This window comes from Nocardia sp. NPDC127579 (genome assembly GCF_042672005.1).
Classification (GTDB): Bacteria; Actinomycetota; Actinomycetes; order Mycobacteriales; family Mycobacteriaceae; genus Nocardia.
In genome coordinates, this window is the sequence record NZ_JBHXVZ010000005.1 from 139,424 (window position 1) to 163,331 (window position 23,908).

22 protein-coding genes are annotated in these 23,908 nt (G+C 69.1%); 6 read left to right on the forward strand and 16 right to left on the reverse strand.

The genetic code is table 11. From position 1 onward, the window contains the following. Positions 1-46: 46 nt before the first annotated feature. The 4 genes from ACFVMC_RS18710 to ACFVMC_RS18725 all read right to left on the reverse strand — a co-directional run bounded on the left by ACFVMC_RS18710 (position 47) and on the right by ACFVMC_RS18725 (position 5,842). Entirely contained in the window at positions 47-439 is a 393-nt protein-coding gene (locus ACFVMC_RS18710; RefSeq protein WP_379211791.1) for a hypothetical protein, read from the reverse strand. Between the two features lie 137 nt (positions 440-576). Then, positions 577-1,725, reverse strand: a complete 1,149-nt coding sequence (gene meaB, locus ACFVMC_RS18715; protein ID WP_379211792.1) for a methylmalonyl Co-A mutase-associated GTPase MeaB — start codon at positions 1,723-1,725, stop codon at positions 577-579. Next, positions 1,722-3,998, reverse strand: a complete 2,277-nt coding sequence (scpA, locus tag ACFVMC_RS18720; protein WP_379211794.1) for a methylmalonyl-CoA mutase — start codon at positions 3,996-3,998, stop codon at positions 1,722-1,724. The genes meaB and scpA overlap by 4 nt, the downstream gene beginning before the upstream one ends. Further along, positions 3,998-5,842 carry a methylmalonyl-CoA mutase family protein gene (locus ACFVMC_RS18725; RefSeq protein WP_379211796.1) on the reverse strand — a complete coding sequence of 615 codons (1,845 nt, stop codon included), beginning with the start codon at positions 5,840-5,842 and terminating at the stop codon, positions 3,998-4,000. Before ACFVMC_RS18725 ends, scpA begins: the two co-directional genes overlap by 1 nt. Positions 5,843-6,023: 181 nt before the next feature. Between ACFVMC_RS18725 and ACFVMC_RS18730 the strand changes: the two genes are divergently transcribed. The 3 genes from ACFVMC_RS18730 (at position 6,024) to ACFVMC_RS18740 (ending at position 8,432) form a co-directional block, all read left to right on the forward strand. Continuing rightward, positions 6,024-6,749, forward strand: a complete 726-nt coding sequence (locus tag ACFVMC_RS18730) for a TVP38/TMEM64 family protein (RefSeq protein WP_379211798.1) — start codon at positions 6,024-6,026, stop codon at positions 6,747-6,749. 94 nt (positions 6,750-6,843) lie between these two features. After that, the gene (locus ACFVMC_RS18735) at positions 6,844-7,707 is read left to right on the forward strand and encodes a metal-dependent hydrolase (protein WP_379211800.1); all 864 of its coding nucleotides are present in this window, start codon (positions 6,844-6,846) and stop codon (positions 7,705-7,707) included. 104 nt (positions 7,708-7,811) lie between these two features. After that, the gene (locus ACFVMC_RS18740; RefSeq protein WP_379211802.1) at positions 7,812-8,432 is read left to right on the forward strand and encodes a Uma2 family endonuclease; all 621 of its coding nucleotides are present in this window, start codon (positions 7,812-7,814) and stop codon (positions 8,430-8,432) included. Between the two features lie 14 nt (positions 8,433-8,446). Here the strand turns inward: ACFVMC_RS18740 and ACFVMC_RS18745 are convergent, their stop codons facing one another. The 3 genes from ACFVMC_RS18745 to ACFVMC_RS18755 are packed head-to-tail and all read right to left on the reverse strand — an operon-like array spanning position 8,447 to position 13,259. After that, a complete protein-coding gene (locus tag ACFVMC_RS18745; protein ID WP_379211804.1) occupies positions 8,447-10,069 on the reverse strand; it encodes a hypothetical protein in 1,623 nt (540 codons plus the stop codon). Beyond that, positions 10,069-11,934, reverse strand: coding sequence for a hypothetical protein (locus ACFVMC_RS18750; protein WP_379211806.1), 1,866 nt, complete (start codon positions 11,932-11,934; stop codon positions 10,069-10,071). Before ACFVMC_RS18750 ends, ACFVMC_RS18745 begins: the two co-directional genes overlap by 1 nt. Then, complete coding sequence (locus tag ACFVMC_RS18755; RefSeq protein ID WP_379211808.1) at positions 11,931-13,259, reverse strand: extracellular solute-binding protein; 1,329 nt, start codon at positions 13,257-13,259, stop codon at positions 11,931-11,933. The genes ACFVMC_RS18750 and ACFVMC_RS18755 overlap by 4 nt, the downstream gene beginning before the upstream one ends. Before the next feature lie 183 nt (positions 13,260-13,442). Here ACFVMC_RS18755 and ACFVMC_RS18760 point away from each other — a divergent pair, with 183 nt between their 5' ends. Beyond that, positions 13,443-14,534 (forward strand): (4Fe-4S)-binding protein, encoded by a 1,092-nt coding sequence (locus ACFVMC_RS18760; protein WP_379211809.1) that lies wholly within the window; start codon positions 13,443-13,445, stop codon positions 14,532-14,534. Here ACFVMC_RS18760 and ACFVMC_RS18765 read toward each other — a convergent pair whose 3' ends face one another. Continuing rightward, positions 14,535-15,797, reverse strand: a complete 1,263-nt coding sequence (locus tag ACFVMC_RS18765) for an SPFH domain-containing protein (RefSeq protein ID WP_379211811.1) — start codon at positions 15,795-15,797, stop codon at positions 14,535-14,537. Continuing rightward, on the reverse strand, positions 15,797-16,228 hold the full coding sequence (locus ACFVMC_RS18770) for an NfeD family protein (RefSeq protein WP_379211813.1): 432 nt from the start codon (positions 16,226-16,228) through the stop codon (positions 15,797-15,799). Before ACFVMC_RS18770 ends, ACFVMC_RS18765 begins: the two co-directional genes overlap by 1 nt. 97 nt (positions 16,229-16,325) lie before the next feature. On the opposite strand from ACFVMC_RS18770, the gene ACFVMC_RS18775 reads away from it, so the two are divergent. Continuing rightward, complete coding sequence (locus ACFVMC_RS18775; protein ID WP_379211815.1) at positions 16,326-17,147, forward strand: DUF3097 domain-containing protein; 822 nt, start codon at positions 16,326-16,328, stop codon at positions 17,145-17,147. Between the two features lie 149 nt (positions 17,148-17,296). Further along, positions 17,297-18,112, forward strand: coding sequence for a hypothetical protein (locus ACFVMC_RS18780; protein ID WP_379211816.1), 816 nt, complete (start codon positions 17,297-17,299; stop codon positions 18,110-18,112). 62 nt (positions 18,113-18,174) lie between these two features. Here ACFVMC_RS18780 and ACFVMC_RS18785 read toward each other — a convergent pair whose 3' ends face one another. The 7 genes from ACFVMC_RS18785 to ACFVMC_RS18815 all read right to left on the reverse strand — a co-directional run bounded on the left by ACFVMC_RS18785 (position 18,175) and on the right by ACFVMC_RS18815 (position 23,902). Beyond that, entirely contained in the window at positions 18,175-18,654 is a 480-nt protein-coding gene (locus tag ACFVMC_RS18785; RefSeq protein ID WP_379211818.1) for a hypothetical protein, read from the reverse strand. A 120-nt stretch (positions 18,655-18,774) separates the two neighbouring features. Beyond that, on the reverse strand, positions 18,775-19,815 hold the full coding sequence (locus tag ACFVMC_RS18790) for a ferrochelatase (protein ID WP_379211820.1): 1,041 nt from the start codon (positions 19,813-19,815) through the stop codon (positions 18,775-18,777). Positions 19,816-19,819: 4 nt separating this feature from the next. Beyond that, a complete protein-coding gene (inhA, locus tag ACFVMC_RS18795) occupies positions 19,820-20,659 on the reverse strand; it encodes an NADH-dependent enoyl-ACP reductase InhA (RefSeq protein ID WP_379211822.1) in 840 nt (279 codons plus the stop codon). Between the two features lie 40 nt (positions 20,660-20,699). Further along, on the reverse strand, positions 20,700-21,416 hold the full coding sequence (fabG1, locus tag ACFVMC_RS18800) for a 3-oxoacyl-ACP reductase FabG1 (protein ID WP_379211824.1): 717 nt from the start codon (positions 21,414-21,416) through the stop codon (positions 20,700-20,702). A 137-nt stretch (positions 21,417-21,553) separates the two neighbouring features. Beyond that, positions 21,554-21,781 (reverse strand): hypothetical protein, encoded by a 228-nt coding sequence (locus ACFVMC_RS18805; RefSeq protein WP_379211826.1) that lies wholly within the window; start codon positions 21,779-21,781, stop codon positions 21,554-21,556. A gap of 169 nt (positions 21,782-21,950) precedes the next feature. Next, positions 21,951-22,952 carry a VWA domain-containing protein gene (locus ACFVMC_RS18810; protein ID WP_379211828.1) on the reverse strand — a complete coding sequence of 334 codons (1,002 nt, stop codon included), beginning with the start codon at positions 22,950-22,952 and terminating at the stop codon, positions 21,951-21,953. Further along, positions 22,949-23,902, reverse strand: a complete 954-nt coding sequence (locus tag ACFVMC_RS18815) for a DUF58 domain-containing protein (RefSeq protein WP_379211830.1) — start codon at positions 23,900-23,902, stop codon at positions 22,949-22,951. Before ACFVMC_RS18815 ends, ACFVMC_RS18810 begins: the two co-directional genes overlap by 4 nt. Between the last annotated feature and the right edge of the window lie 6 nt (positions 23,903-23,908).

Here is a 23,908-nt window from a genome sequence, read left to right on the forward strand (position 1 = left end):
GCTCGTCGAGAATCGAGCCGTTCCAGGGTCGGTGCTCAGCGGACCATCACTGCGGGCCGGGCTCGTCCGGCGGATCGGATTTCGGCGGATCGCTGATCCGGCGGGCCTTGGGCACGCGCCGCACGCGCGCGATCGACCCGTTCTCGGCGGCGCGGCGGCGACGCAGGGTGTCGAGATCGACGACGGTGCCGTCGGTCTCCGGCGGGGAGTCCGCGCCGGTCTCGGCGCGCCACCAACCGGTTTCCCCCTGGAGTTCCGAGCGGGAGACAGGGCGGGTGGGGGCGGGATCGAAGCTGGATCCGGTGTCCGTGCGCCAGGTCTTACGCGGCTGCGGGGCTGTGTCCTCGGTCACTCGGCGCGGACGGCGCGGCAACCGGATGACCTTGCGGTCCGGCTCGTTTCCGCCCGGCTCCTGGTTGCGCCCTTCCTGGTCCGACATCGACTAACCACCGATGCGCGGCGAGGCACCGGGCCGGTGTCTGACCATTTCGTCGCTCACAATCCCTGTTCTCTCGCACGCCCGACGGTCGCGGCGCTGTCGATTCGGCCCCAGCCTACCGCCCGACGCCGCCGCGACTACTGGTCGAAGGCCGCCAGCAGTCGTTCGGCGGCCAGCGCGGCGGTCAGGGTGCCGTCGCGGACCTGTCGCTCGACGTCGGCGCGCATGGCCTTCACATTCGGGTCGTCGGTCAGGCGGCGCAGCAACTGGTCGTGCACCATGGTCCAGGTCCAGTCGACCTGCTGGCGACGCCGCTTCTCGTCGAACTCACCGGCGTCGGTGAGCACCCGGCGGTGTTCGAGGACAGTGTCCCAGAACTTGTCCAGCCCGGTGCCCTCCAGCCCGCTCATCGTGAGCACCGGTGGACGCCACAGGGCGTCGTGCGGATGGATGAGCCGCAGCGCGCCCGCGAGTTCCCGGGCCGCGGATTTCGCTTCGATCTCGTGCTTGCCGTCGGCCTTGTTGACCGCGACCAGATCGGCGAGTTCCAACACGCCCTTCTTGATCCCCTGCAACTGATCGCCGGTGCGGGCCAGGGTCAGGAAGCAGAACACATCGACCATATTCGCAACGGTCACCTCGGACTGGCCGACGCCGACGGTCTCCACCAGGATGACGTCGTAGCCGGCCGCCTCGAGTAGCACGATGGTCTCGCGGGTCGCCTTGGCGACGCCGCCGAGCGTGCCCGCGGTCGGCGAGGGCCGGATATAGGCGTTGCGCTCCACCGAGAGCCGGCCCATCCGGGTCTTGTCACCGAGGATCGACCCGCCGGTCCGCGTCGAGGACGGATCGACCGCGAGTACCGCGACCCGATGGCCCTGGCCGATCAGGTGCATGCCCAGGGTATCGATGAACGTCGATTTGCCGACGCCCGGGACGCCGGTGATCCCGACCCGATTCGACAGTGCCGCACCGGATTCCGGGGCCAGTGCGAGCAGCAGCCGTTGCGCCAGCTCGCGATGGTCGGCCCGGGTGGACTCGACCAGTGTGATCGCGCGGGCCAGCGGCGCGCGCTCACCCGCCCGGATGCCGGCGGCGAGCGCGTCGACATCGACGACCCGTCGGACGCCGGGCACCGGATCTCGGCGGGTGGGCGCACCGACACCGCTGGTCAGTGACAGTCGTTCCGACGCACCGCTGTTCGTGGCACCGGCGTGCCCCCGTTCCGAACCGCCGGCCGAGGCCGCCGGTTCGGGCGACGGAGGCTGTCCTGCGGATGCGATCATGCGTTCCCGGCGGAATCCGCCCCGCCGCCGAGTTCGTGGCCGAGCGCCGCGCCGAGCTTGCGCAGCAGATCGACCGCGGCGTCGGCGATCACGGTGCCGGGCGGGAAGATCGCGGCCGCACCCGCCTGGTAGAGCTCGTCGAAATCGCCGGGCGGGATGACCCCGCCCACGATCACCATGATGTCGGGGCGTCCGACCTCGGCCAGCGCCTGCTTCAACGCGGGCACCAGCGTGAGGTGGCCGGCCGCGAGCGAGGAGACGCCGACCATGTGCACGTCGTTGTCCGCCGCCTGCTGGGCCACCTCCTCCGGGGTCTGGAACAGCGGGCCCACATCGACATCCATGCCGAGGTCGGCGAAGGCGGTGGCGATCACCTTCTGGCCGCGATCGTGCCCGTCCTGGCCCATCTTGGCGACCAGGATGCGCGGGCGACGGCCCTCGGCCTCGGCGAACTCCTCGACCAGCTCGATCGCCTTCGTAATGTTGGTGACCTTCCCGGCTTCGTCACGGTACACACCGGAGAGCGTACGGATCTCGGCCTGATGGCGGCCGTACACCTGCTCCAGCGCGTCGGATATCTCGCCCACCGTGGCCTTGGCGCGTGCGGCGTCGATGGCCAGGGCGAGCAGATTATTGGCCATGCCGCCCTCGGAAGAGCCCGCGGCGCGGGTCAATTCGGCGAGCGCGCGGCGCACCGCGTCCGGATCCCGTTCGGCGCGAAGCCGTTCCAGCTTCTCGATCTGCTCGGCCCGCACCCGCGAGTTCTCGACCTTGAGCACCTCGACCTGCTGGTCCTCTTCCACCTGGTACTTGTTGACGCCGATCACCGGCTGCTGGCCGGTGTCGATGCGCGCCTGGGTCCGGGCGGCGGCCTCTTCGATGCGCAGCTTGGGGATGCCCTCGCCGATCGCCTGGGCCATACCACCGTGCGCTTCGACCTCGGCGATATGCGCGCGGGCGCGGTTGGCCAGCTGGTGGGTCAGCCATTCCACGTAGTAGGAGCCGCCCCACGGATCGATCGGGCGGGTGGTGTTGGACTCCTGCTGGATCAGCAGCTGGGTGTTGCGAGCGATGCGCGCCGAGAAGTCGGTGGGCAGCGCCAGCGCCTCGTCCAGGGCGTTGGTGTGCAACGACTGGGTGTGCCCCTGAGTCGCGGCCATCGCCTCGATGCAGGTGCGCGCCACATTGTTGTAGGCGTCCTGCGCGGTCAGCGACCAGCCCGAGGTCTGCGAATGGGTGCGCAGGGACAGCGATTTCGCGCTCTTGGGCTCGAACTTCGCGACCAGCTCACTCCAGAGCAGCCGCCCCGCACGGAGTTTGGCGACCTCCATGAAGAAGTTCATGCCGATCGCCCAGAAGAAGGACAGCCGCGGCGCGAACTTGTCGACCTCCATGCCCGCGTCGATACCGGCGCGGATGTATTCGACACCGTCGGCGAGGGTGTAGGCCAACTCCAGATCGGCGGTCGCGCCGGCCTCCTGGATGTGATAGCCCGAGATCGAGATGGAGTTGAACTTCGGCATCTTCGCGCTGGTGTAGGCGAAGATGTCGGAGATGATCCGCATCGACGGCTTCGGCGGATAGATGTAGGTGTTGCGGACCATGAACTCCTTCAGAATGTCGTTCTGAATGGTTCCGGCCAGCTGCTCGGGCGCGACACCCTGCTCCTCGGCGGCCACGACATAGAGGGCGAGGATCGGCAGCACCGCGCCGTTCATCGTCATCGACACCGAAACCTGGTCCAGCGGAATGTGATCGAAGAGCTGGCGCATGTCCAGAATGGAGTCGATCGCGACGCCGGCCATACCGACATCACCCTGCACGCGCGGATGATCGGAGTCGTAGCCACGGTGCGTGGCCAGGTCGAACGCCACCGACAGGCCCTTCTGACCGGCCTGCAGATTGCGGCGGTAGAAGGCATTGGAGTCGGCCGCGGTGGAGAAACCCGCGTACTGGCGGATGGTCCACGGCTGGTTGACGTACATCGTCGGGTACGGGCCGCGCAGGAACGGCGCGATTCCGGGCACGCTGTCGAGCGGATACCCCTGCGCCGCAACCGCGTCCCGGTCGGCCTTGCTGAACACCGGCGGCACGTCGATGCCCTCGGGGGTCGACCAGGACAGCTGCTCGGGCGCGTAGTTGTTGGCCGCGGCCGCACCGGCGACGAACTCACGCACCGCGGCGGCGTCGACCGCGGCGGCCTCCGGCGCGTGCTCGGCCAGCGGCACGTCGGCGAAACTGCCGATCACATGCTTGATTTCCGACATCGTCATCAGGCTCCCACCTTCTCCAGCAGGCCGGACAGCGCCGCGACCGCATCGATCCGCGCCGCCAGGTATCCGTCGGGTCGTTCGGTATCGGTCAGGTCCGCAACGGCTTTCGCCGCACCGGCCAGCAGAACCGTATCCACCCCGGCGGTGCGCAACTGGGCCACCGCCGCACCGGCCTCCGTGCCATAGCGCTTGTCCGCACCGCACAGCACGGCGATCGTCGCGCCGGATTCCTTTGCAGCGGCGGCAATCCCGTCGACCGTCAGCGGCCCCGGGTTGACCGATTCGATACCGCCGGAGGCGAGCAGGTTCGCGATGAAGGTCACTCGCACGTTGTGCTCGGCAACCGGGCCCAGCGGCACCAGCAGCGCCTTCGGCCGCGCACCGTGCGCGGCCAGATAGACGTCGGAGCGATTGCGCAGTTCCTCGAACGCCGCGCCGTAGCGGGCCACCCGGCCGGGTTCGCGCGCGGCGGCCGACAACGGCTGCTCGGCCAGATTCGGGAACTCGTTGACGCCCGTGACCGCCGTCTTCCGGTGTGCCACATCGGCATCGCGCGCCACCCGGGTGGCGCCGATCCGCTCGGCCAGCAGGCCCGAGTCCAGGGCCGCGAGGTAACCGCCCGCCGCCTCGATCTCCTGCATGAACTCCCACGCCTTGGCGGCCAGATCGGCCGTGAAGCTCTCCACGTGCCAGGACCCGGCGCCCGGGTCCTGCACGAAACCGAGGTGGGATTCCTCGAGCAGCAGCAGCTGGGTATTGCGGGTCATCCGGTCCGAGAACGACTTCGAGACGCCGAGCTCACCCTGGGGCAACGCGGAATCGAACGGCAGCACCGTGACCGTATCCGCGCCGCCGACGCCCGCGCCGAACGCGGCGAGCGTGGTGCGCAACAGGTTCACCCAGGGGTCGCGCTGGCTCATCATGGCCGCCGAGGTGACCGCGTGCTGCGGGGCGCCACCGAACTCGGGCAGCCCGCACACCTGCGCAACGCGCGCCCAGAGTTGGCGGGCGGCACGGAATTTCGCGATGGTGGCGAATTGGTCGTCGGTCGCGGCGAAGCGGAATTCCAGCTGGCCCAGCGCGGCGGCGGTGTCGTATCCGGCCGCGGTGAGCTGCCGCAGATACTCCAGACCGGCGGCGACGGCCGCGCCCAGCTCCTGGGCATCGGCGGCGCCCGCGTCGTGGAAAACGGTGCCGTCCACGGTGATCGCGCGCACGGTCTCGGGGCGAGCGATGGCCGCGCCGGCGAGTTCCACCGCATGGCTCGCCTCGATATCGACGGATCCGGCGAAGCGGCTGGTCAGCGGCGCGGCGCCGAGGTTCACCTGGATGTCCGCCCGATCGGCGGCGGCGTCGTAGCCGTCCAGCGCGGCGAAAACCTGTGCGGCGGACTCGGTTACGGCGGCGCCCGCGTCCAGGGTCAGCGGCGCCAGCTCGAACAGCAGCCCGGACAGCGCCGTCGGCAGGTCCGCCACCGGCACGCCGCGCTCGCCTGTGCCCAGCCAGATGGCGCTGAGCCCGTTCTCCAAACCGCTCAGAATCTCACGGTTCGCGGTCGCGGCGTCTCCGGCCACATACGCGCTCACATACCAGCCGCGATGCACGTCGCGGGTGGCGCTACCGCCACGCACGAACGGGAACGCGCCCGGCAGCGGCTGCTCGGGCAGCTCGTCCCGGCTGGTGTACAGCGGGGCGATCGTCAACCCGTCATAGGTGGTTTCCTCGAGCAGCTTCTCCGGCTCGTCCGGCAATTCGGCGATCTCGACCCTGCGGGCCTTCGCCAGTACCCCCGCCACGCCTTTACGCCACGCGGCATAATCCGGTACCGGATCTCCATTCGGCATAGCTGCCATCCCTCTTCCACTCGACCACGAGCGCATTGCTGTGCGCACCCGATACCGCCGCATTCGCCCAGCTCAGCGAGCACTTTGGTTAACGAGCATTCGTCCCGTCACCTCTGATGCTAGCTGTAGCACGCACCGCTCTTGACCATGGCCGCCACTACCAACCGGTAACCTGACGCCGGTGAGCGAGCCGATCGAAGGAGCCGCGGGGGTCGGCGCCCCCACGCCGGACAGCACCGCGACCACGCTGCGAGCTGCGGCGATTCGGATGCTGCGGCGCCCGCGGACACTCGCGCTGCTCGGACTGCTCGGCGCGCTGTTCGTCGCCGCCACGGCGACGCCGTTGCCCACACCCGCGCAGATCCAGGAATCGGCGGGCCGGTTCGGTCCATGGTTTCCCCTGCTGTTCTGTGGCATCTACGCCGTCGCGACCGTCTTTCCCTTGCCGCGCACGGTGTTCACGGTCAGCAGCGGCGTCCTGTTCGGCGCGACGCTCGGGCTGACGGTCGCCCTGGTCGCGACCACTGCGGCCGCCGCGGCCGCGCTGCTGCTGGTGCGCGCGCTCGATCGCGAGCGGGTCGCCGCCCGGCTCACCCATCCCGCGGTGCGGGAGGTGAACGCGCGCCTGGCCCGGCGCGGCTGGCTGGCGGTGGGTTCGCTGCGCCTGATCGCCTTCGCGCCGTTCTCCATCGTCAACTACTGCTGCGCGCTGTCGGCGATTCGGTTCTGGCCCTATCTGCTCGCCTCGGTACTCGGGTCCGCGCCCGGAACCATCGCCACGGTTCTGCTCGCCGATTCGCTCACCGGCGGTACCCATCCGGCCATGTACGCCGTGACCGGTGTGTGCGTCGCGATCGGACTCGGCGGCCTGGTCCTCGACGCGCGCTGGCGGCCCTCGAATTCATGATCTCGACCTGGGGATTCAGGTCTAGGCAGGTGCTGTCTGAGACGGTACCGTAAAGGTACCCAGTACCCGGGGTACCGATACAACGAGGTGTCTCATGAGCAGCGACCCGGACCGCGCCACCGTCTACCCGAAGGCCAGGCGCATTCGATTCAGTTTCGGTGAACCACAGCCGATGTCGAAGTACTACGCGGGCGGGGACATGGTGTTCAGCCATTTCGTCGCCGGCCTGTCGGGAGTGTTCCCACCCGGCGAGGAATCCTTCATCAGATCCGTGGTCCGGGTGACCGGCAAGGTCACCGATCCCGCATTGAAGCGCCGCGCCGCCGGTTTCACCGCCCAGGAAGCCACCCACGGCCGCGAGCATCGCAAGCTCAACACCGCCCTGGTGGACCTGGGCTATCCGATCGCCTGGCTCGACTCCCCCACCGTCAAACAGCGCGTCGAACACATCGAACAGCGAGTGCCCGCGACCCTGCATCTGGCGGCCACCGCCGCCGCCGAGCACTACACCACGGTCCTCGCGGTCCGGGTACTGACCAAACCCGAGATCCAGGCACTGGCCGGCGACGCCGAGGTCCGAAACCTGTTGAACTGGCACGCCTTGGAAGAAGTCGAGCACAAGTCGGTGGCCTTCGACGTCTACCGCGCGGTCGGCGGCAGCGAAGCGGTGCGGATCGGCACCATGCTGGGCGTGCTCGCGCTGACCGTGCCGGTCACCGCGGGTGGGCTGGCCGCGGCGATCGCACTGGACCGCTACGCGCGGCGGCATCCGATCACGGTGGCCCGGCAGGCGCGCACGCTGTTCACCGGGCCGATCTTCAAGGGCATCCTCGGCGAACTGGCCCGCTACCTGCGCCCCGGCTTCCACCCGGACGACTACGACACCACCGAACTGCTGGACACCTGGCGGCGAGAGCTGTTCGGCGACGCGGGTCAGCTCGTCGATCATCTCCGCTGAGCGAACCGGCGTCGACGTGCGGTGGTCCGGAGTATTCGGCGATCTACCGAACCACCGCACGCACGACGAGCATCGAACTGTATCGACTGGGTATCGTTCACGAGGTGACCGCCATACATGATTGGGCCACGTCGGACAATCTCCAGCCCGAGCCGATCACAGTACAGATCTGGCGAGAATTGCCCGAAGACTTCTGCCGCCGCGTAGAGATCGTGGACGGCAACGCAATCCGCTGTGCCGAGCCCAACCGGGCACACCAGAAGGCGGCACGCATGCTGGCGAACACGCTCGAGGACGCCGCCCGCGACTACATGCGCGCCAATCCAGAGGACTGCCTGGATATCTCCAACGACTTCGACGTAGTCCTCTGGGAAGTGCCCCGGACGACAATCCGCAGCCCAGACGTTGCGCTGTTCGAATGCGCGCCAAGCGATTTACACCCCTTGCCCGCCCGCTTTCTCAAAATAGTCGTCGAGGTCGTCTCGCCCAGTCACACCAAGACGGATCGCGTCGACAAAATGGCCGAGTACGCGGCCGCCGGGATTCCCTGGTACTGGATCGTCACACTGGCCGACAACGACGTCAATGGCATCGAACTCTACGCGCTGGACCACGCCACCGACCAATACAAGTTCGTTCGAGAACTCCAACGCGGAGACAGTGCGGTCGACCTGCCGATCCGCGTTCGGATCGACTGGGATCGCCTCACCGACCTAGTGCTCTGACCCCCTCAGCGCCTCTAACGCAACCCGGCCAGCCGCCGCCCGGCCGCACGATGATATCGCCGCGCGTACAGCGCGCCCGGATGCAGCTCGAGCGCGTCCCGCAGCCGCCGCCGCGACTGCTCCAGGATCGCGGCATGGGCGAGCTCCGTCTCGGACAGAGCGCCGGCATGCTGCGGGGCCACGATCAACGCCGACCCGATGTGCTGCTGGCAACGCCCCGCCCCGACGTGGTCGGCCAGCCCGCGATAGGACTCGAGGGCCTGATTCCAGGCGATCAAGGCCCGCCGTGCTTCGCCGCGCGCCCAGAACAACACGCCCCGGATCTCGGCCGCGTGCGCCATGCCGCCGGGATCGCCGCGGCGGGCGAGCGATTCGGCCAGGTCGAGCCGGTCGGCTGCCGCGTCGAAACGGCCCTGCACCAGGTGCACGACGGCCAGGTCGATGGCCGTGCACACCTCGCCCGCCGTATCCGTGCGGGGCAGCCGCCACCACGTCCTGGTCAGCTTGCGCACCACCGGATCGAAACGAGCCGGACCCAGCCGGGTCTGCCGCGCGATCCGGGTGAGATCGGTGAGCGCCGCGTGATGCAGTTCGCGGGCCCGCTGCCCCGAGGCCAAGGCGAATCGGCTGCGATAGCGGGGGCGTTCGTTGAGCCGGCCCGCCCGCGCCCAGGCCAGCCGTGGATCGGACAACCGGCCGTGCAGCCAGCCGGTCGCCTCGTAGCGCGGCCGCCCGAGCAGCGCCGCCCACACATCGAGGGCGTCCACCAGCCGGGCGGCCGCGGGCACCGCGTCGCGGGGCAGCGCCGAACCGGCGGCGACAGCGGCCGCGACCAATTGATCGAGGTACCCGTCCCGATAGGCGAACCAGCGCCGCGCGCCGTCGGCCAGTTCCCGATGATTCAGGCCGAGCGCCCACAGCCCGGCCAGGTCGGCCCAGTGATGCAGCAGCACCGAGATCCCCACCCGCCAGGCCCGCGAATCCGACACGGCCCCAGTGCAATCCGGTAGCGCACCGCGCGCCGGACGGCGATCCACACAGTAGCCCTGCCGCCCGCCGAGGTGGATCACCCGTGACTCGCTCAGCTCCCGCAGCAGCAGCCGGGCCGCCATCGGCTCGGCCGCCCGCGCGCCGGGCGTCTTCATCGGGATCTCCGCGACCGCGGCCACGATCGCCAGCAGCGCGGCCGCCTCGTATTCCTGGAACGGCAGTGCCCGCAGGACCCGCTCGACTTCGAGCGTCGCCTCGGCGCGGCCGGTCAGATCGGGCGCCGGCGCCGAACCCGGGCAATCATGCGGCGGCGGTTCGATATTCGGCCCCGGCGGCACCAACTGCTCGAGCAGTTCGACTTCCCGCGCCACCCGCGCCTGCTCGCGCCGCGTCTCGAACCACCGGTACAGCGCGAACGCCGCCGCCAGCGCCAGCAACCCCAGCCACAACCCCGACAGCGCCCGGCCGAGATGCGCGAGAAACGAATCCTCGGTCAGCGATTTGACCATCATGTCGCCGAGCAGCTTGGTCACCACACCGGTGCCGATCAGCGAGGCGGCCGTGACCGTGCGCCGCCACACCGAGGACCGGGTCAGGCCGACCGGTGCGGAGCGGTCGTCGTCGCGCGGCGGCTCGGGTGTCGTCATCACAGCACCTTGCCGATCAGTCCGGGCAGCAGCCAGCGCCGCCAAGTACACAGCACCAGCACCACCGGCGGCACCGACGACACCAGCGCCCCGGCCGCCAATTGCCCGATGTTCTCGTTGAATTGCCGCGCCTCACCCCACAGCAGCAGCGACCACGGGCTGGTGCCCGCACCGCTGATCATCAGCCCGACCACGAAATCGTTCCAGACTCCGACGAATTCGAGCACCGCCACCGCGACCAGCGCCGGCCCGGCCGCACGACGCACCCGTTCGCGGACCTTGCCCGGACTCGCCAGCCCGCGCAACATGTCGGCTTCCGGACTGCCCCTGCGCGCCAGCAATGCGCCGCGCAGAATCAGGATCGAGATCGGCAGGCCCGCCGCCACGTGCAGCACGATCAGCGGCACCCGGGTGCCGGAGAGCTCGTAGGCGCGCAGGAAACGATCGAGCGGGCCGAGATAACTCTGCACCGGCAGCACCGCGAGCACCACCACCGCCGTCAGCGCCGCGCGCATGGCGAGCGGCTCGAATCGGCGCAGCCACCGCACGATTCGGTGCCCGCCACGGTCCACCGGCGCGCCGGGATCCCAGGTGGCGAGCTGATGTGCGATCGGCACGGCCAGCACCACGACCAGGACGGTCGACATGGACGCCACCACGGCGGTGGTGGCCAGTGATCGCCACAGCGCGCCGTCGCGCAGCGCCCGCTCCAGCGCGCCGAGGCCGATCCGGTCCGGGAAACCGAGCATCGCGGCGGTCAGAAACCCGATGGGCACCAGCGCCAGCGCCGACACCAGGCCGATCGTGAGCGTGGAGCGCCAGCGTGCGCGATTGCGCACGACCTCCGGCCCGGGTTCGGGAACCGCGGTCAGACTGCGGCGCTGCTTACCGACGAACATCTGCAGGTACCAGGCCACGCTGCCGACGAGGACGGCCAGCGGCAGCGAATACGCCGCGGCGGCACCGGGTTCGGCCTCGGTCGCCAACCGCCACCACTGCACGGTCGCAGTGTCCACCTGGTGCTGCATCGATCCCGGCACACCGATGAGCACGATGTCGAACACGCGCGCCGCGGCGATCGCGACCACGAGCACCACGACGACCAACACCGGAAACAGCAACTGCAACAGTCGTTTACCGAACGGATAGGCCTGATCCCAGCCCGGCCACTCCAGATAGGGCGCGCACGCCGGGTCCGCCTCGAGGGCCCGGAAACCCGCTCGGAACACCCCGACCGCGAATCCCAGCCAGGTCCACAGAAAAGCCGACCCGAGCATGCACACGAACAGGATCTGATAGCCGAGCAGACTCTCGATCCCGCCGCCCAGCCACTGGAACACCAGGCGGAACGCCACTCCCGACACCAGCGCCGAGACGCCGAACGCGACCAGCAGCGGCAACCACAGCCACCGCATCCGCCGTGCGGGCAGCGCCAGGACCAAACCCGACACCAGCACCAGCAGCACGCCGCCCACGCCGTACAGCACGGTCCGCAGATAGGACCAGAGTCCGATGTCGCGCACCGCGATTCCGGTCACCACGAGCCCGAATACCAGCACCCCGGCCGCCAGCGGGAGTGCGATCCGCCGACGCGCGCCCGCGAGATACGCCAAGCGCAATCCGACCACTCCGGCAACGCTCGTCCCGCACCCGGCGACCATCGCCGGATCGCTGCGCGCCGCGGTCGCCACCGTCCACCCGAACGGTGTCACCAGCAGCGCCACCATCAACACGATCGCCGGCACCCGCGCCGCCCACGCGGGCCACTGCCACGGCGGCCGCCCCGGCACCACGGGCCCCCGCATCCGCCGCGGAGCCAACTCCAGCTCCAGACCGTGCGCCTCGAAACGCAACGGCTCACTCATCGCTGTCGCCGTTCGAGGTCGTCGAGGTCGGCTATGGCGTGGTCGGTTGCGAGGGCGACTCGCGTCGGGCCGCCTTCGCCGACCGCGACCAGGAACTCGGTGAGTATGCGCCACAGGCCGTTTCGGCCGCCGACCGCACCGATCCGGTCGGACAGGTCGAAGGCGATGGTGTTCGTCGGTGGGCTGGTTGTCGTGGTCTCGACGCGACCGCGGGCGGTCAGCGCCGCGGCTCTCGGGGCCAGCCACGACGAGTACTCCGGAGGTGTCATCGTGTTCGCGGCGAGAAAGCCGCCGTGGTGTCTGATCCAGGACAGTGGTGCGCTCGGCGCGGCAAGGCGGGCGGCGATGGTCCGTGCGGCTTCTCCCGCCCCTTGGGTCAGCACGATGACATCGCCCCCGATGATGTGCGGCTGCTGCTCGGCGGCGGTCACCCGGGGGAAATCGGCGACGCCGACCACGTCCGGTGACCGATTCGCCCGGCTGATACTGCGTCGCACAACGGGTTCCGCAAAATCCGGCCCGACCACCAGGACCGCGCGGCGGCGTTCGAAGACCTCGTGCACGGCGTCCGGGAACTGGCGGGTCAGGCTGGCACCGACACCGCCCGGAAACGAGCGCTGGTCACCGCACAGCTTCCCGAACTGCCAGAACGCCTCCGGCACACCGGTTGTACGCCAGTCGCGGGCACCCGGAGTCGCCGCGGCCAGTTGGTCGTAGGCACCAGGGTTCTCCGATCGCAGGATGTTCTCGAAGAGATCGGTCAGCACCCATCCATCGGCGGCGGCCAGCGCGAGCAGCCGCCGCGAGGTGTGGGCCAGCTTGCCCATCGCCTCGTCGACCCAGTACCCCAGCGTCCACGCTTCGGGCGGTCGCAGCCCGTATTCGGCGACCGCTTCCCGGTCGTACCAGATCATCGACTTGTCGGTGACCTTGAAGGGCACGCCGTACAGGCTGTTCCCGTGGGTCAGCAGCGGCCGCCAATAGCTCGGATACTCACCCGCCCACAGGGTTTCCGGCACCACCTGCACCCGGCCGCGCGCGGCCAGGTCCTGGACCCGCCCGGCCCGCGGCAGCAGCACGATATCGGGTGCGGTCGTACCGCCCGCAGCGAAAGCCGTCTCGATCTCGTCGCCGAGCGGGATGACCTCCACCGGCTGGGAACCCGCCACGCTGCCCAGGACATCACGGAACGCGGCCAATTCGGTGCCGCTCCAGGACACCGCGATCCGCACCACCCCGGATCGGCCGATCAGCACATCCGGTGCGCATGCCGCAGCCAGCGGGATCATCAACCCCGCTTGCAGCACCGCGCGTCTGCTCCCCATGTCCTCCCGCATCACTGGGTTACCCACTCTAGGCCCGGCCCGCTTCCCGTGGGTGGGAATCGGTCGCACAGTCGTTCCCCACCAAGAGATTTCGGACGAATCACCGCGCGCACCGATGAATTCCAGCGCCCCGCGCCGTCTACCCAGCGAGGCCGGATCGGCCTCGCGATACCAGGAGGGCCGATGTCGGAACAGGACAACGAACCAACGGGGCGGCGGCTGGCGGACCATCCGACCGTCGCCGCCATGCGCGACCGCGAACGCACCACACCCCCGCCGGTGCTGAGCGCGGCGCGACTCCGTGAGATCTGCCTCGAGGCCGGAGCCGACGACGCGGGCTTCGTCACCGTCGACGATCCCGCCGTCGCCGCGGAACTCGAGCACGCGCGCGGCATCCTGCCCAGCGCGCGCACCTACATCGCGTTCTGTGTGCGCATGAACCGCGACAATCTGCGCGCGCCGCACCGCAGTCTGGCCAATGCCGAGTTCAATCACGCCGACGACGACACCAACGAGGTGTCGCGCCGGATCACCCGCGCCCTCCAGGACGCGGGCTACCGCGCGGTCTATCCCGCGCCCGGCTATCCCATGGAGGTCGAGCAGTTCCCGGGGCGGATCTGGGTGCTCGAACACAAGGTGATCGCCCAGGCCGCCGGGCTCGGCGTGATGGGCATTCACCGCAATGTCATCCATCCGGAGTTCGGCAACTTCATCCTGCTCGGCACCGTGGTCACCGACGCCGCGGTCGACGAACCCACCGCCGCACTGGATTTCAATCCGTGCCTGGAGTGCAAGCTGTGCATCTCGGCCTGCCCGGTGGGCGCGGTGATGGAGGACAACTTCGATTTCCAGGCCTGCTACACCCACAACTACCGGGAATTCATGGGCGGCTTCACCGACTGGGCCGAGACCCTGGCCGACAGTGACAGCCGCGCCGACTACACCGAGCGGGTCAGCCGCGGCGAATCGTTCTCGATGTGGCAGAGCCTGTCGTTCAAGCCGAACTACAAGGCCGGGTACTGCATGGCGGTGTGCCCGGCCGGTACGGACGTGATCGGGCCGTTCCTGGACAGCCGCCGCCGACATCTGGACGAGGTGGTGCGACCGCTCCAGAACAAGGCCGAACCCGTCTATGTGCTGGAGGGTTCCGCGGCCGAGGAACACGTCACCAAGCGGTTCCCCGCCAAGACGCCCAAGCAGGTCACCAATGGCTTCGGCGACGAGGTGAACGCCCTGCTCGATGCCATCGGCCCCCGGCCGCGCAAGACCAGCTGACTACTGGCGGTAGTTCTCCGGCGGCTGCCACGGCCGGCCGTACCCGGGACGCTCGTCGTGGGGCGGTTCGGCCGGTTGCGGCTTCTCCAGCTGCGGCGGCTGTTCCTCCTGCTTCGGCAGGACCTGCTGATGCGGCGACGGCGCCGGGGTTTGCGGCGGCACGCCGAAGCCCTCGACCGAGGTGCGCGCCGTCGCCTCGGCCGCTCGCACGGCCTTCTCGATGGTCGGGTCGGGCGCGGTGTCGAACCAGTCGGCAACCTCGGAGTCGTCGGTGATCGGCGTCGAAGAACCGTCGGATTCCGGTGGCTCGTAACGGAATACGCCGTCTTCGCCCTGGGTGCCGAAACTCTTGGCGAAACCCTCCAGGGCCTTGCCGAAATCACTGGGCACCAGCCACACCTTGTTGGCGTCGCCGCGCGCCACCATTGGCAGCGTCTGCATGTACTGGTAGGCAAGCAGTTCCGGCGTCGGCTTGCCGGACTTGATTGCGGCGAAGACCTTCTCGATCGCCTTGGCCTGCCCCTGCGCCTGCAGGTAGGCCGCCGCGCGTTCACCCTGGGCCCGCAGGATGCGGCTCTGCCGCTCGCCTTCGGCCGCCAGGATCGAGGACTGCTTGCCGCCCTCGGCGGACAGGATCTGCGCCTGCTTGGCGCCCTCGGCTGTCTTGATCTGGGATTCGCGCTGGCCCTCGGCGGTGAGGATCATGGCGCGCTTCTCACGGTCGGCCTTCATCTGCTTCTCCATCGACTCCTGGATCGACGGCGGCGGATCGATGGCCTTGAGCTCCACCCGCGCCACCCGCAGGCCCCAGCGCCCGGTGGCCTCGTCGAGCACGCCGCGCAGCTGGTTGTTGATCTGGTCGCGGGAGGTGAGCGTCTCCTCCAGGGTCATGCCGCCGACCACATTGCGCAGCGTGGTGACCGTGAGCTGCTCGACCGCGGCGATGTAGTTACTGATCTCGTAGACCGCCGCCTGCGGGCTGGTGACCTGGAAGTACACCACCGAATCGATCTGCAGGGTGAGGTTGTCCTGGGTGATCACCGGCTGCGGCGGGAACGACACCACCCGTTCGCGCAGATCGACCTTGGCGCGGATCCGGTCGGCGAAGGGCACCAGGAAGGTCAGCTGGCCCGACACCGTGCGCGAATACCGGCCCAGACGTTCGATGACCGCGGCCTCCGCCTGCGGCACCAGGGCGATGGATTTGAACACCACCACCACGAATAAGAGGATGAGTACGGCGGCGACGACGAGTACAGCCATTACGGCCCCTTCCAGACGACGGCGGTGGCGCCGTCGATCTTCCAGACACTGACGGTGGTGCCCGGCTCGTAGACCTCGGCCGGGTCCATCGGGCGCGCCGTCCACCGCTCCCCGCCCAACTTCACCAGGCCCGCGTGCGCGCCGACCTGCTCGAGCACCAGCGCCTCCCGGCCCAGCAGTGCGTCGACATTCGTCGGGATCGGCGGCGGGGTGCCGAAGCGGCGGCGCAGCAGCGGACGCAGGCCCAGGATCAGGACGGCGGCGATCACACCGAAGATCACGGCATCGACCACCAGGGAGGTGTCCGCGACGGCGCTCACCCCGGCCGTGCCCAGTGCGGCGGCGCCGAGCATGAGCAAGGTCAGGTCACCGGTGAGCATCTCGGCCGCCGCGAGCAGTATGCCCGCGACCAGCCAAACTATTGCGGCCACGCATTCCACTGTAGGCCGCGGCGCTGATCTTGGGGTAGCCAATAGATCTCGGTGCCATGACGATGAAACCCACGGCGACGGTGCTAGGTTCGGCGGGGTGAGCGGACCCGAGGGCTACGGCGACATCTTCTCCGGACATTCCCGAACCAGAAAGCGCGCGGTACCGACCGTGGTTGCCGAACCCGATCTCGTCGTGGAGGATGCCGCGACCGGATTCTGCGGCGCCGTGGTCGGTTTCGACCGCAGCTACGACGGCGAGTTCGTGAAACTCGAGGACGCGCGCGGCGCGGTCCGCCTGTTCGCCCTGCGGGAGGCGGCGTTCCTGATCGACGGCCGGCCGGTGACCCTGGTCAAGCCCGCGGTGGCCGCGCCGCGGCAGCCCACGCGGTCGGCGTCCGGTTCCACGCGGGTCGAGGGATTGCGGGCGCGCGTCGCCCGCGGCAGCCGGATCTGGGTGGAGGGCGTGCACGACGCGGCGCTCGTCGAACGGGTCTGGGGACACGACCTGCGCGTGGAAGGTGTTGTGGTGGAACACCTCGAGGGATTGGACAATCTCGCGCAGCGGCTCACCGACTTCGATCCGGGCCCGGGCCAGCGGGTGGGCGTGCTGGTCGATCACCTGGTCACCGGGTCCAAGGAAACGCAGCTGACCACCGGTCTCGGACCCTACGTCATGGTCACGGGGCATCCGTTCATCGACGTCTGGCAGGCCGTGCGCCCGGCCGCGGTCGGTATCGAGGCGTGGCCCACGGTGCCGCGCGGTGAGGACTGGAAGACCGGCATCTGCCGGCGCCTCGGGTGGGGCACGCCGCAGGAGGGCTGGCGGCGGGTCTACAACGCCGTGGACTCGTTCCGCGATCTGGAGTCACCGTTGATCGGGGCGGTCGAGCGGCTGATCGACTTCGTCACCGCGGAGTGAGCTCAGGCCCGGAGGCGATAGCGCAGCGTAACCACGCAGGGCCGTGAGCTCCGCGAGGTCGAGCACAGCGCCGGAGTAACGGGGCCCAGCTCACAAGGGTTGTGGACGCGCCGCCCACCGGCGGCGCGAACCCTTTATGCTCGATAATTATGTGCTCACCAAGTGCCACTCTGACGGTGTGGGCCGGCTCCTGGCTGGCCGGTTCCAGCGCGCCCGACGATGTGCTGGAGGCACTACACGCCTGGGCGCCGCGCCACACCATCGCCGCGGGTGATCCGGTCACCGGCGGTCGCACCGATCTGCCGTGGTCCGCGCACGGCAACACCACGGGCAGTGGAGTCATGGCGCTGCTCAAGGTGATTCGCGAGGCGATGGCCGCGCCCGGGTCGCAACTGCGCCTGGTGCTGCCGGTCCCCGGTGACGTGCGCGGGCTACCGGTGGGCACCGAGTTCGCCGCCGACGCCGTCGAATCGGAGCAGGGGCTGCTGATCGGCGTGCCGGGCCGTACGGGTACCGGCCTCATCCCCTATCTCGACGAGGACGGCTCGTTGCAGTGGACGGTCTACACCGTGCCGATCCCGCCCGCCCCCATGGACGACATGCCGCTCGGCGAGGCCGAGTTCACGATGCGCGAGGCGGTGCGGGACGCGGCCGACGCGCTGATGAAACTCCATACCACCTCGGCCAGCGCCGCCGACTACGATCCGCGCGAGCTGATCGAAGCCGAGCTCGCCGCCTACTCCCGCCACGACTATCCCGAGTCGATCCCGTTGCGCGCCCGGCGAATCCTCGACACCGCCGATCACGTCGCCGCCATTCTCACCGTCGCCCAGCGCGAACCGGCGTCGGCCCCGACCTCGGCGACCGCCATCAACGCCCAGGAAGATCTGCTGCGCCCACTCTGGACCGCCATTCGCGCCGCCCGGCTGGTCGCGGTGCACGCCGCCGCGCGCGGCGGCCACTAGATACGCCTTCGGCCGGGGTGCGCGCCTCCCGATGTCGCGAACCCCGGCCGAAAAACCTCGTTCTACCGCTGTGGATACTGCCCCTGCGGCGGGTACTGCTGCGGCGGATAACCCTGCTGCTGCGGATATCCCGGCTGCGGATAGCCCTGCGGCGGGTAGTGGCCGGGCTGCTGCTGACCGTACGGCTGCTGCTGCGGGTAGCCCGGCTGCTGGCCGTACTGCTGCGGCGGCTGCTGCTGGAACTGCTGTTGCTGCGGCGGCTGGAATTGCTGCTGCGGCGGCTGGAACGGCGGCGGCGAGGGCCGATCGGCCTGCTGCCGCACAATCCAGCGAATGACATAGAACGCCACGACGACGATGACGATCGCGAGGAAGACCCACAGGATCCAGCTGTCGTCGTCACATTCCTCGTAATCGGGGTTGCAGGAGCTGCTACTGCTCCCGCCGCCGCCTCTGCGCGCCTCGAATGTTTCCGTGGCGGATGTCAGCTGGAGTGCCTGCACGGCTAGCAGGTTGGCGTTCGCCAGGACATCACCGAACAACGATGGGCCTCCCCCGTCGAAATGATTTGTGGCCCAAGGGCCGAGGACCGGACTGATGGTAGTGCACGACCGCGTGGACGCAACCCGGGGCCGGGTTCGTCACCACATGTTCGACTCGCTTCAGCGGCGGGGCAGCGCGCAGCAGCCGGTCGCGCACGGCGCGCCGTCGACCGTGCAGCCGTAACCGGGCACCGCGCCGAGGCGGCGCGCGGGCACACCGATCAGCTGCTCGCGCACCAATTCCACCACCAGCTCGGCGAATCGCGGGTCGGCGCCGGGGGTGGCGGCACGCGCGAAGGCCATGCCGAGTTCGGCGGCCTTGTCCGCGGCCTCGTTGTCGAGATCCCAGATCACCTCGAGATGATCGGAGACGAAACCGACCGGGCACACCACGACCGCGTCGACGCCCTTGCCGGACAGCACATCCAGATGATCGACGATGTCGGGTTCCAGCCACGGCACCTGCGGCGGCCCGGACCGCGACTGCCATACCACGTCGTACTCGTCGAATCCGGTCGCCGCCGCGCACAGCCGCGCGGCCTCGGCGACCTGACGGCTGTAGAGATGACCACCGTCGGCGGGCGGACCCGCGGCGACATCGGCGGACACCGGGATCGAGTGCGCGGTGAACACCAGGCGCACCCGATCCCGCCGCTGCTCCGGAATCCGCTGTACGGCAGCGCGAATCGCGTCGGCGAAGGACGCGATCAGCAGCGGATGGTCGAAATACTGCCGCAGCTTCACCAGCCACGGCGCGCCCGCACCGAGGGCCGCCCGCGCCCGGACGATGTCCTCCTGATATTGCAGGCACCCCGAGTATCCGCCCCACGCCGAGGTCGGGAACACCAGTGCCGAGCCGACACCGTCGGCGGCCATGCGCGCGACGGTGTCCTCCGCCATCGGATGCCAGTTCCGGTTACCGAAATACACCGGCAGCTCGATACCGGCGGCCGCCAGCTCGCGCTCGACCGCGGCGATAATCGCCAGATTGAGCGCGTTGATCGGCGAGACCCCACCGAAGTGCAGGTAGTGCTGCGCGACCTCCTCGAGCCGGGCGCGCGGCACACCCCGGCCCCGAGTGACGTTCTCCAGGAACGGCATCACGTCCTCGGGCCGTTCCGGACCGCCGAAGGACAGCAGCAGCAGGGCGCCGGCAGTCATCGAGTCAGTTGACCTCGAAGCCTTCCGGCGGGAACCACATGTTGTGGCTGGCCCCACCGTCGACGTAGATGATCGACCCGGTGGTGGCGGGCAGCCAATCCGAGAGCAGCGCGCAGATCGACTTGCCGACCGCGCGCGCGTCGGCGCCGTCCCAGCCGATCGGCGACGCGCCGTCCCAGTACATGTCGAGCTGGCGCAGCTGCTTCGCGTCGTCGGTCGCGGTGCCCGCGATGGCCTTCGCCGCGAGCGTCTTGACCGGGCCGGCGGCGATCAGGTTGGAGCGAATCTTCTTGGCGTAACCCACTTCCCGGGCCACGTACCGGTTCACCGATTCCAGCGCGGCCTTGGAAACGCCCATCCAGTTGTAGTACGGCATCGCGGTGCGCGGATCGAAATCCATGCCGACGATCGAGCCGCGCTCGTTCATCACCGGCAGCACGGCGCGCGCCAGCGAGGCGTAACTCCACGCGGAGATCTCGAAGGATTTCGCGACGTCCGGGCCGGGCCCCTCGAGGAACGGCACCGCGTCCGGACCCATCAGGGTCTTGGGCGCGAACGCGATCGAGTGCAGCACGCCGTCGATGCCCTCGGGCGCGAGCTCGCGCAGCCGGTCGGCCAGCGCCGCCAGGTTCTCCTCGTTGGTGACATCCAGCGGGATCGCCGGGGGGACCTCCTGCGGCAGGCGCTTGGCGATCCGGTCGATGAGGCGCAACCGCTCCGGGATGCCGGTGATGATCACCTTCGCTCCCTGCTCCTGCGCGACCGCGGCCGCGGAGAAGGCAATGGAGGAATCGGTGATGATGCCGGTGATCAGGACGGTCTTGCCTGCGAGCAATCCACTCATGGGACGGTAGGTTCTCCTGTGATCGTGGTCGATGTGTCGGTCAGTGGCCCATGCCCATGCCGCCGTCGACCGGGATGACGGCGCCGGAGACATACCGCGAATCCTCCGAGGCCAGGAAGCTGACCACGGCGGCGACATCCTCGGGCTGGCCGACCCGCCGCAGCGGGATGTACTTCTCGACCATTTCCTTCATGTCCTCGGGCAGATCCGCCGTCATATCGGTTTCGATGAAGCCGGGCGCCACGACGTTCGCGGTGATGTTGCGCGAGCCGAGCTCGCGAGTGACCGAACGCGCCAGGCCGATGACACCCGCCTTGGAGGAGGCGTAGTTGATCTGCCCGGCCTGGCCCATCATGCCGACGACCGAGCCCAGGAAGACCATCCGGCCCCACTTGGCCCGCAGCATGGCGCGATTGGCCCGCTTGGCGCAGCGGAAGGCGCCGGTCAGGTTGGCGTCGATGACCTTGGTGAACTGCTCCTCGGTCATGCGCATGAGCAGCGTGTCGTCGGTGATGCCCGCATTGGCGACCAGCACCTCGACCGGACCCTGGTGCTGTTCCACCTCGGTGAACGCCGCGTCCACCGAATCCGTATCCGTCACATCGCATTTCACGCCGAAGAGCCCGTCCGGCACCCCCGACCCACGATGCGTGACGGCCACCTTGTGGCCATCGGCGAGCAGGCGCTGCGCGACCGCGAGTCCGATACCGCGGTTACCGCCAGTGACCAGGACCGACCGGGAAGTGACGTTCGACATGGGGACCAATCTAGCTGGTGGGCGCCGATCATCTCGACTCGGCCACCCCTGGAAAAATCACAGTGTTCGGCACCGGTTCTCTCATGAAACGCCGATGGGCGGCACCGCGATGCGGTGCCGCCCATCGGCTGCTCGGCCTAACCGGCGGAGAAGTTCGCCAGGGCGACCTTCCACAGTCCTTGCTCGACCTCGACCAGTTTGCAGTACTGGTAGCGCCCCTTTTCCCGTTCACACTGATCCCACGACGCCTGGCTGCGATCCGCGTAGAACTTGAAGATCCCATCGGGAGAGGCCGAAGCCAACCCGGCGCCGCCCATCGCGACAGCGCCGGACAGCGCCAATACGCCCGCGAGTTTTCTCATCATTTCCCACTACCCCTAATGCTGTGGCGTCCCCAACTCCTCGAGGACGCCACCCATCGCCGGACGGATACCCGGCGCGGGCAACACTAGCCGAGCAGTTCGCACCCGGTCCACAGCTTCGATCAGAGTCACACCGAAACAGTGTGGGGCACTTCCACTTCCAGCTTCGGCGTCACGGAAGGCGTTGGCGCAGCAGCAGACCCGAGATCACGCCCGCGGAGGTGATCAGCAGGCCGAACAGCAACCACGGCCGACTGGCGTCGCCTCGGGTCAGCTCGTAGCCGATCTGCTGTTCCAGCGTGTCGTAGACCCTGGTCAGCTCCTGTAGCGAAGCGGCCGTGTAGAACTCGCCGCCGGACAGCTTCGCCAGCTCCCGCATCGCGTCGTCGTCGACCGCGACCGGGACCTCGTCGACACCACCGCCCTCGCGCGGAATCTCCACCTTGCCCCAGCTGGTGCCGAAGGAAATGGTCGAGATCGGGATGTTCTTGTTCTTGGCGAGCCGGGCCGCCACGAACTCGTGCCGCGGATTGTCCACGTCCTCGAACGCGGGCACCGTCTGCTTACCGTCGGACATCAGGACGATGCGCGCCGGTGGCGGCTCGGACCCGCCGCCCAGCACCGTGCCCAGCGTTTCGATCGCCTGGATCGCGGTCAGAATGCCCTCACCGGTCGCGGTGCGCTCGGCCAGGCGCACATTGTCGATCGCGACCTTCACGGCCTCGTGATCGACCGTGGGCGACACCATGACCGACGCGGTGCCCGCGAACGTCACGAACCCGATATTGAGCCCCTGCGGCAGACCGTCGACGAAGTCCTTACTGGTCTTCTGCGCGACATGCAGCCGGCTCGGCGACACGTCGGTGGCCTGCATGGACAGCGACACGTCCATGACCAGCATGATCGTCGCCCGGTTGCGCGCCACCTTCTTGACCGCGGTCGGCCCGGCGGCGGCGATGGTGAGCAGCACCAGGCCGACCAGCATCAGGGCGATCGGCACATGCCGCGCCGGAGACGGCCGAGCCGGAGCCACCCGCTCCAGCAGCTCCATATTCGCGAAGGTCAGCATGCGCTTGTGCCGGCCGCGCTGCACGAGTACATAGCCGAGCAGAATGAGTGCGATGACAACGAGGAAACCGAGCCAGATCAGCGCGGTGAAATGCGAAATGCTCACTGCCGCGGGGCCCGTCCGCTCGGGGCGCCACTGAGACTTTGGCGCCGGGTGGACACGAACCGGACCACATCGGCGATCCAGTCCCGGTCGGTCTGCAAGGTCAATACCGGCGCGCCGCACGAACGCAGCGCCTGCTCGACCTGGAGCCGGTGCCGCTGAGCGGCCGCCGCGAAATCCGCGCGCAGCGTGGGTGTCACACTGAATTCGCGGGTGCGACCGGTCTCCGGATCGTGCAGCACCACATCGCCCACGTCGGGCAGCGCCAGATCACGGGGGTCGAGCACCTCCACCGCCAGCAGATCGTGGCGCGCCGAGATCGCGCGCAGCGAACGCTGCCAATCGATCTCACCGAGAAAATCGGAGATGACCACGGCCAGGCCACGTTTGCGCTGCGGACGGCGCAGCGATTCGATACCGGCGCACAGATCGCCGCGCACACCGTCACGCGCGTGCGGCGTGGTGGCGATACCGCGCAGCAGCGACTGCGCGTGCACCCGGCCACTGCGCGCCGGAATGCGCACCAGCTGTTCACCGGTCGCCACCACCGCGCCGATCCGATTACCGCCGCCGCTGGTGAGATGGGTGATCGCCGCGGCCGCCGCGATCGCGAGATCGCGCTTCTGACAGGCCGCCGTGCCGAAATCCAGGCTGGCCGACAGGTCGACCACCATCCAGGTCTCCAGCTCGCGGTCGGCGATCATCTGCCGCACATGCGGGTGGGTGGTACGGGCGGTGACCGACCAATCCATCTGCCGCACATCGTCACCCGGCTGGTAGGTGCGCGCCTCCCCCGGCTCGGAACCCGGGCCCGGGATCAGGCCCAGGTGGTCGCCGTGCAGCACGCCGTCGAGGCGGCGGCGCACGGTGAGCTCCAGGGTTTTCAGCGCCGCCGTCAACTTCGGGTCGGTCAGCTCACCGGCACGGAAGGACGGTGGTGCGTGCGTGGGCATGATCGT

What these genes read in the sequence shown, in the direction of transcription:
- ACFVMC_RS18710 (WP_379211791.1), bottom strand. Translation starts at nt 439, where the DNA reads ATGTCGGACCAGGAAGGGCGCAACCAGGAGCCGGGCGGAAACGAGCCG.
- meaB (WP_379211792.1), bottom strand. Translation starts at nt 1,725, where the DNA reads ATGATCGCATCCGCAGGACAGCCTCCGTCGCCCGAACCGGCGGCCTCG.
- scpA (WP_379211794.1), bottom strand. Translation starts at nt 3,998, where the DNA reads ATGACGATGTCGGAAATCAAGCATGTGATCGGCAGTTTCGCCGACGTG.
- ACFVMC_RS18725 (WP_379211796.1), bottom strand. Translation starts at nt 5,842, where the DNA reads ATGCCGAATGGAGATCCGGTACCGGATTATGCCGCGTGGCGTAAAGGC.
- ACFVMC_RS18735 (WP_379211800.1), top strand. Translation starts at nt 6,844, where the DNA reads ATGAGCAGCGACCCGGACCGCGCCACCGTCTACCCGAAGGCCAGGCGC.
- ACFVMC_RS18745 (WP_379211804.1), bottom strand. Translation starts at nt 10,069, where the DNA reads ATGACGACACCCGAGCCGCCGCGCGACGACGACCGCTCCGCACCGGTC.
- ACFVMC_RS18750 (WP_379211806.1), bottom strand. Translation starts at nt 11,934, where the DNA reads ATGAGTGAGCCGTTGCGTTTCGAGGCGCACGGTCTGGAGCTGGAGTTG.
- ACFVMC_RS18755 (WP_379211808.1), bottom strand. Translation starts at nt 13,259, where the DNA reads ATGGGGAGCAGACGCGCGGTGCTGCAAGCGGGGTTGATGATCCCGCTG.
- ACFVMC_RS18760 (WP_379211809.1), top strand. Translation starts at nt 13,443, where the DNA reads ATGTCGGAACAGGACAACGAACCAACGGGGCGGCGGCTGGCGGACCAT.
- ACFVMC_RS18765 (WP_379211811.1), bottom strand. Translation starts at nt 15,797, where the DNA reads ATGGCTGTACTCGTCGTCGCCGCCGTACTCATCCTCTTATTCGTGGTG.
- ACFVMC_RS18780 (WP_379211816.1), top strand. Translation starts at nt 17,297, where the DNA reads ATGTGCTCACCAAGTGCCACTCTGACGGTGTGGGCCGGCTCCTGGCTG.
- ACFVMC_RS18790 (WP_379211820.1), bottom strand. Translation starts at nt 19,815, where the DNA reads ATGACTGCCGGCGCCCTGCTGCTGCTGTCCTTCGGCGGTCCGGAACGG.
- inhA (WP_379211822.1), bottom strand. Translation starts at nt 20,659, where the DNA reads ATGAGTGGATTGCTCGCAGGCAAGACCGTCCTGATCACCGGCATCATC.
- fabG1 (WP_379211824.1), bottom strand. Translation starts at nt 21,416, where the DNA reads ATGTCGAACGTCACTTCCCGGTCGGTCCTGGTCACTGGCGGTAACCGC.
- ACFVMC_RS18805 (WP_379211826.1), bottom strand. Translation starts at nt 21,781, where the DNA reads ATGATGAGAAAACTCGCGGGCGTATTGGCGCTGTCCGGCGCTGTCGCG.
- ACFVMC_RS18815 (WP_379211830.1), bottom strand. Translation starts at nt 23,902, where the DNA reads ATGCCCACGCACGCACCACCGTCCTTCCGTGCCGGTGAGCTGACCGAC.